The following is a 6,885-nucleotide window of genomic DNA, read 5'->3' as shown; positions in this document are numbered from 1 at the left end:
CGCCTTCCTCKGCGCAGCAACGCCGTTTCAGACTTACGCCGCCCYGCTTGCCCGCAACGCCCTGGTGGCCGAGGCCGGCCTCGCCTGGCGCGCAACCGCGACCACCACGCTCGGCGTCAGCTACAGCGCCGCGATCAGCGACAAGGCCCRCGATCATGCCCTCAAGGGCAGGATCGACGTCMGGTTCTAGGGCATCGGCCCGAAAGGTGGACTGCCGTTTTCGGGAAAGCCGATGCAATCACAGATGGCTAAAGCATCGCCCCGAAAAGTGGATTGCGGCTTTCGGGGCAAAGCCGATGCAAAGACAAAGGGTTAGATCATCGGACTGGATACGATATCCGGTCCGATGATCTCGATGTGAGCTCTCGATAGGGTGTTCATCCGGTCCGGAGCGAGGACGCCGAGGTTGCGAAGCTTCAGTCTCCGTCCGAGGAGGACCGGAACGGCGGACGACCGCCGTCCCGGTTTCACCATGCGGCCAACGGCTTGAGCGGGTGGAAGGTTACCGCTGCTTGCCGGCCGGACGAACGGGGCTGATGCCGTCTACGATGCAGGCTGCGCCTCCGGCATCGTCCACTTGCCATTCAGGATCTCGGCCCGAGGACGGTAGAGCCGAAGCGTGTAATTCCACCCCTGCGTAATCGGCAGGCAATTCGCGATTTTTCCGTCGCAGCCGCCGAACTGGATGTCGATCGCGCCATCGGCACTCTTCTTGCCGGTGATGCTGTTGACCGAATAGGCGTCGTAATCGTTCTTCTGGAAGAAGCCCTTGTCGTTATAGACGCTGATCGACCAGAACGAGTCGACAGGGACATCCTTGACCTTGAGCTTGTAAACCGTTGTGCCGTCGTTCTTGGCCGGGGTGAACGAGGGGTACGATGCGTCCTTGTCGGGGTTGCCGCCCCAGCCGGCTGCCGTGCCGATCAGGTGCTTGACCGGATCGACCTTGCCCTTCGGGCCGAAAGCGTTGGTGAAGCTGCCGGATGCCGCCGACAGCGCTTCGAGCGCGTCACGGATCTTCTTCTGTTGAGCCAGGTCCCAGTTCGGGGCTTCGAACTTGCCAGCCGACTTCTGCTCGACCTTCAGCGCATCCTGCAGCGCGTGAACCTGCGCGAGGTCCTTGGCGTCGTTGGGGTCGACAAGGATACGGACCGCAACGAACACATAGCGGGTTCCGACCTTGTCCTTGGTCAGCGTCGTGCGGCCGGGCTTGTAGACCACCATCGGGGTGTAATGGTCTTCGCTGATGACCTGCATCGAGATGAAGCGCTTCCCGGCTTCGGGAAGGGTGATGGTCACCGGGCCGGCGTCGAGGTCGAAGAGCGCTTGGGAGTAGAGCGTATCCCGGTTCATCCGGACCACGGGCTGCTTGTAGATCGGTGTCGGCGTCCTGCTATGGGCGAATTTGCCGAAGCCGCCGTCAGCGGCCGTCTTTGCCATATAGAAATCGGTCTCGGCGCGCTTGAAGTTGTCGACATTGACCGGAACCGTCTGCGCATACGCCGCGCATGGCGCGAGAACCAGGAAACTCAGGCTGTAGATCGACGTCATTCGCATGGAACGGCACCTCATTGGCGTCTCTGATTCATGTGCTCATCGGGGCATGACCGAATGGGTCCGCGTCCGTGCTTCGGCTTATCGCCAGCCCAGGGGGCGGGGGAAACCCGTGATCGCCCCGCCAGGACTGTCGCCGCGGCATTTCGTGCATGGGCCGCCTGCCCGTCTTGCCATTTCGCGCCAATCGCGACCGGGTCTTCTTCACCAGCTGCGGCAACGCCGATCTGGTCGCGCCGATCCAGATGATGGCGCGGAAAGTTCATGGCGCCCGTTCGAACACGGCAGCCCCCCGCGCATCCCGCGCCGGGCTCGCGCCAAGCATGGGGCGATGATCGCAGCGCTCGAGGCCGGCGACCGGGTGAAGCTGGTCGAGCTCTGCCGCGACCATCCCGGCTCCGCGCGCGACGCCTCTATCGCCGCAGGGGAGCAGCGGTCCCGGCGTCGTCGTCGGGAAGGGCGGCGCCTGGCCCGGGGATGACGGCCCGGGCTTTCGAGGGCGGGCCAGAGCGAGATGGCGGAGACGGCGGAATCGGTCCTGTGCATGTGCGCGACCATCGCCAGGAGGCCTGGCCGTTCCACGAAAGCATCGGCCCGAAAAGTGGATCGCGGTTTTCAAGCGCAGCGTGATCTAAACTATTGGGACGAGCATGTTCATCAACGGAACGTGCTGCTGACAGCCATACATGTCGCCCTCGCCCGCGGAACCCTGGGCCCGCGGGCGCCTGATCGTGATCTTGATGGCGTTGGCCATGTCGATCTCGAAGAAGGATGAGATGTCCGAGGGGTCAAGACTGTAAGCTTTCGCGACCGTCTCCGGCGTTATCGCGCCGGAATTCCGGATGGTCTCGTAGTTCGCCTTCTCCCTGCACAGGATGTCGAAGGTGATGCGGTAGGGACCGGCATTCTTGCTGCGAACGATGTCGGCGATCTCGCGGAGCGGACGGGCGGCCATGTCACAAATCCTCCAGCGTGACTGGGAAAAGCTCGGTCGGCGACGCCACCTTCATCAGGTGATAGGCGCTGAACTCGTAGACGGGGCCGACATCGAGGTCGGACGGGGAATAGGGGAAGGCGAGGTTTCCGGAGGGGTTGATGATGCCCTCATAGTGATGGTGCAGCATGGCTCCGCTGATCTGGTGGCAGGCGGCATGCGCAAGTTCCTGCGAAGCGGCGGTGACCTCGATCACGAGGCCGATTTCCCGCGCTGGCGAATGCTCCCGCTCCAGCTCCTTCATCACGCCGTCGCGGCCATAGACATGGAACTGCACCGAAATCGGATCGGGCGCGAAATAGTCACGTGCCCGCTCTTCGAGCTGATCCAGGATGCCGTCGAGCGCCGCGATCGTGGTCGGACAGCGAATACCGGCGATCGCGATCGAGCGATAGCCGGCGAGTCGCGCGCCCTCCAGCTTGACATAGTAGTCCTCGGTCTCGGTCAGCCTGGCACCGGTGACGCGCACCTGCCTGTCGCCGAGCTGCTCGAAGGAGCAACCGGTGAGGTCGATCTCATGCCCCGGGCCGCCTTGCCTGAACGGGTTCTCGCGCTCGTAGAGCGAATGTGCGGAGACGGATTTGACGGAAGCCCGCCGCCTGATGCTGCCGGGCTCCAGCACGAAGCCGTCCTCGTCCACGGTGCCGAGCATCACATCCATGGCGAATGGCTCGGCAGAGAATGCGCCGCATTCAAGAATCTTGCCCATGTGGATGGCGAGGGCCGGATCGGCTCCCATCCAGATCGGATAGGCGGCGATGACGGAGTCGTCGCAGGCGCGGCCGGCGATGATCACGTCGGCGCCTGCGTCGAGCGCCTCACAGATCGGTTCATGCCCCATCTGCGCGACCAGGGTGACCGTTTCGTCGAGCGCGCCCTGCGTCAGGGGGTAGCCGGCCTCGAAGTCGAGCACCTCGTTCGCCGCCACCGCCTGCTTCGCGCGCTCGATCGGGATATCCGAGCGGATGGTGGCCAGCCTGAGCCGCAGCCCGTTCTCGCTGGCGATCTCGCGGACCAGAGCCGCCGTGCGATCGACCTGGACGCCGGATCCCGCGCCGCCGACGCTCCCGACGATAACCGGTATGCCAGCCGCACGCCCGGCACGGATCAGGGCGGTCAACTCGCGCTTGATGCTGACGTCCGAGACGAGGGGCTTGCCCGAGCCKAGATAATGCGGACCCGGATCGGTCGACCCGGCATCGACGGCGATCACGGCTGGGTTGAGCGACATGCCGCGCGCGAGCGCTTCCTCGCCGAAGCCATAACCTAGCGTTCCGGTGGGGGTGAGGACTGTGATGGGCGGCATTCCTGCCTCTCTTTCGCGGAGAAGTTCCTTCCATGATAGAGGCGGTCGCACGAGGTCCGCGGTCAAATCGCTTCTGCGGCCTCAGACATAACGAAAGGATATGCTAGGTCGCAGGCTCCCCGATGGCAGTCGCCATGGCGGCGAGCTTGCGGGTCAAACCGATCCTGACATGCTCGACGAGCGCGCGCGTGCCGAGCGCCGCATCGCGGAAGCTCGGCAGGGCGACCCAGATGTCGTAATCCACGGCGGGCCGGAAAGGGCGAACGACCAGTTGGCCGCTCGAAAAGCCTTCGGTGCTCAACGGATCGACGACCGACACGCCGACGCCGGCCGCGACGAATGAGCAGCAGGCCTCGGTGAGTTGTGCCGTCAGGACGACGTTGGGCCGGGCTCCGGTTTCGGCGAAGGCCTTGTCGACTTGCAACTGCGCGCGATCCTCCTCGACCATGCCGACGAAGCGTTCGCCGGTGAGATCGGTCGCATGGATCACATCCAGTCCGGCCAGCCTGTGGCCCGGCGGCAGTGCGCAGACGGCGCGCATGGTGCAAAGCTTCTCGAACCGCACGCCCGGCCTGTCAGCCGCGAACATGCCGAAGCCGACGTCGACGGCTTGCGTGGCGATGCGCTCGACCAGCAGCCAGGAATTGCGACTCGACATCTCGATCCGCAGGCCAGGCCGCGCCTCCAGGAATTCGGCCAGGATCGGCGGAAGGATGCGGGTGGCGAGCGAGGGAAAGGCCACGAGCCGGATTTCGCCATAGTCGAGCCGCTGGATCGCCCTGGCGCGCGCCTGGATCGAATCGACGCCGAGGAAGACCCGTTCGACCTCCGCATACAGCATCTGCGCCTCGGCGGTGGGGATGACGCCGTTCCTCTGACGATGGAACAGGCCGAAGCCGCATTTGCGTTCGAGCAGCAGAACGAGCTTGCTGACGGCCGGCTGAGACAGCCCGAGCCTCTCACCCGCCCGAGTGAAGCTGCCGAGTTCCATGATCGCCTTGAAGGCCTCGATCTGGCGGATGTTCATGCGCGCGGCGCCTCGGCAGGTGCAGGCATTTCATCACTCATGCCGTGTCCGTCCGCGACGTGGTCGGCGAAGCGTTCCAGCTCGGCCAGGGCATGCGCGACGAAGCTGTCGACGAGGTTGAAGGATCGCGCCGCCTTTGGGCGAATGAGCCAGATGTCGAACTCGACCGCAGGCGAGAACGGCCGGATGATGACGGCGGGGTTGGTGTTGTTGTAGGCGCTGATCGGATCGACCACCGCCACACCGGCGCCGGCCGCGACGAAGGAAAAGGCAGTCTCCGACTGGCCGACCTCGATACGCAGGCGCCGCTGGATCTTTCGCTCCTCGAAGATCCTGTCGATGACGAAACGCGAATGGTCCTGCGGCCCGAGCGAGATGAAGTCCTCGTCCGTCAGGTCGTGAGCCTCGATGGATCGGCGCGTGGCCAGGCGATGGCCGGCGGGCAGGATGCAGAGCCCGCGCAGCCGGTGAAGATGCGTGCTTTCGACTTCCGGCCGATCGCTCGGCAGGAAGCTAAAGCCAACATCGACATGCTGGGTGGCGACGGCGTCGATCAGGCTACGGGAACGCATGCTTTCGATGCGAAAACGCGTGTCGGGCCTGTCCTTGCAGAAGCCCCAAAGAATGTCGGGCACGACGCGACGGGCGATGGCGGGAAAGGCGGCGATGCTGAGCGCCCCCCAGGACTGGTCGCGCAACGCCGTCGCGACCCGGGCAATCTGACCGACGCCTACGAACATCCGTTCCACTTCAGCAAACAGCGCCTGGGCCTCTCGCGTCGGGGCCAGCTTGCTGCCCTGCCGCTCGAAGAGGCGAAAGCCGCAATGGCGTTCGAACAGGGCGATGAGCTGGCTGACTGCCGGCTGCGAGATGCTCATCCTCTCGCCGGCGCGCGTCACACTGCCCGTGGTCATGACGGCACGAAAGGCCTCGATCTGGCGGACGTTCATGTGACAGCATAAGCTCCAGTTATTCTGCAGCGATAATTTTCTATTGGAAAATTATATTCTGCAAGATGATCATCCCCTCAAGGACGCACGAGGATGTCCGAGGGACATTCCGGCAAGCGTTCGGACAACGGGGATCATCATGTTCATCGAAAACGCCCAGCGGCGCCTGCGCGCCATGATGTCCGTCTCGGCCGGCACGGTTCGCAGCGCACGCTACCTCACCGGCGCATCGCTCATCGGGCTCGGCCTCGCCGCCTCGCTCGGCGCCGCGCAAGCCGACCAACTCGACCGCGTCAAKCAGCGCGGCAAGCTCATCGTCGGCATCCGCAACGACTACATCCCCTTCGGCTATCTGGACCCCAAGGCCCAGAATGTCGGCTTCGAGGTGGATCTCGCCCGGGCCGTCGCCAAGGACCTGCTGGGCTCGGAAACTGCGATCGAATACGTCCCGGTCGTCGCCTCGAACCGCATCGAGTTCCTGAATGCCGGCCGCATCGACGTGATCTTCGCGACGCTGGGCGTCACCGCGGATCGCGGCAAGGTCATCGACTTCACGCAGCACTACTATTCCATGGCCGGTATCGTCCTGATGGCGCCGAAGGAAGCGACCTACAAGAGCTGGGACGACATTCGCGGCAAGAAGATCTGCGGCAGCCAGGGCAATCTCTACAACCGGACCCTGAGCGAGAAGATGGGCGCCGAGCTGGTGCTGTTCACCGGAACCGCCGAAATCTTCAGCGCCTTCCAGGGCGGCCGCTGCGACGCCATCGCCTTTGACGGCCCGAACCTGAACATGAAGGTCATGGAGGACGGCTGGAAGGACAAGTACAAGATCGCGCTGCAGACCTTCGAATACGTCCCGATCGCCGGCGGCGTGCGCAAGAACGAGCCCGCATTCCTCAAGGCGGTCGACACGGCCATCATCAAGGCCGAGGCCGGCGGGCTGATGGTCGAGGGCGAGAAGAAGTACAATCTCGGCGAGAGCGAATACGTCCAGAAGCGCGCTGCCGATGCGAAGAAGGCGCAGTAGCGCGAGCGCGGAGGGTCAGGCGCG

At 64.3% G+C, this 6,885-nt stretch carries 7 protein-coding genes; 2 read left to right on the top strand and 5 right to left on the bottom strand.

Going from position 1 to position 6,885, the window contains the following annotated elements; all coding sequences use genetic code 11:
• Positions 1-190: hypothetical protein (locus AC1DIO_RS29270; RefSeq protein WP_476854475.1), on the top strand; the 190-nt coding region annotated here is incomplete at its 5' end.
• A 353-nt stretch (positions 191-543) separates the two neighbouring features.
• Here AC1DIO_RS29270 and AC1DIO_RS29265 read toward each other — a convergent pair.
• From AC1DIO_RS29265 to AC1DIO_RS29245, 5 genes are all read right to left on the bottom strand, one after another.
• Entirely contained in the window at positions 544-1,551 is a 1,008-nt protein-coding gene (locus AC1DIO_RS29265) for a DUF1254 domain-containing protein (RefSeq protein WP_476854476.1), read from the bottom strand.
• Between the two features lie 634 nt (positions 1,552-2,185).
• Positions 2,186-2,509: a DUF4387 domain-containing protein gene (locus AC1DIO_RS29260; protein WP_441508657.1), complete on the bottom strand. Its 324-nt coding sequence runs from the start codon at positions 2,507-2,509 to the stop codon at positions 2,186-2,188.
• Position 2,510: 1 nt separating this feature from the next.
• Complete coding sequence (locus AC1DIO_RS29255; protein ID WP_476854474.1) at positions 2,511-3,854, bottom strand: acyclic terpene utilization AtuA family protein; 1,344 nt, start codon at positions 3,852-3,854, stop codon at positions 2,511-2,513.
• A gap of 103 nt (positions 3,855-3,957) precedes the next feature.
• Positions 3,958-4,881 carry a LysR family transcriptional regulator gene (locus tag AC1DIO_RS29250; RefSeq protein ID WP_476854473.1) on the bottom strand — a complete coding sequence of 308 codons (924 nt, stop codon included), beginning with the start codon at positions 4,879-4,881 and terminating at the stop codon, positions 3,958-3,960.
• Positions 4,878-5,831 (bottom strand): LysR substrate-binding domain-containing protein, encoded by a 954-nt coding sequence (locus tag AC1DIO_RS29245; RefSeq protein WP_441508660.1) that lies wholly within the window; start codon positions 5,829-5,831, stop codon positions 4,878-4,880. Before AC1DIO_RS29245 ends, AC1DIO_RS29250 begins: the two co-directional genes overlap by 4 nt.
• A 139-nt stretch (positions 5,832-5,970) precedes the next feature.
• Between AC1DIO_RS29245 and AC1DIO_RS29240 the strand changes: the two genes are divergently transcribed.
• On the top strand, positions 5,971-6,861 hold the full coding sequence (locus AC1DIO_RS29240; RefSeq protein WP_476854472.1) for a transporter substrate-binding domain-containing protein: 891 nt from the start codon (positions 5,971-5,973) through the stop codon (positions 6,859-6,861).
• Positions 6,862-6,885: the final 24 nt, after the last annotated feature.

Source organism: Allobosea sp. 05T439 (assembly GCF_056396005.1).
The sequence above is the reverse complement of the archived record's forward strand: the minus strand, read 5'-3'. Positions and strand labels throughout refer to the sequence as shown.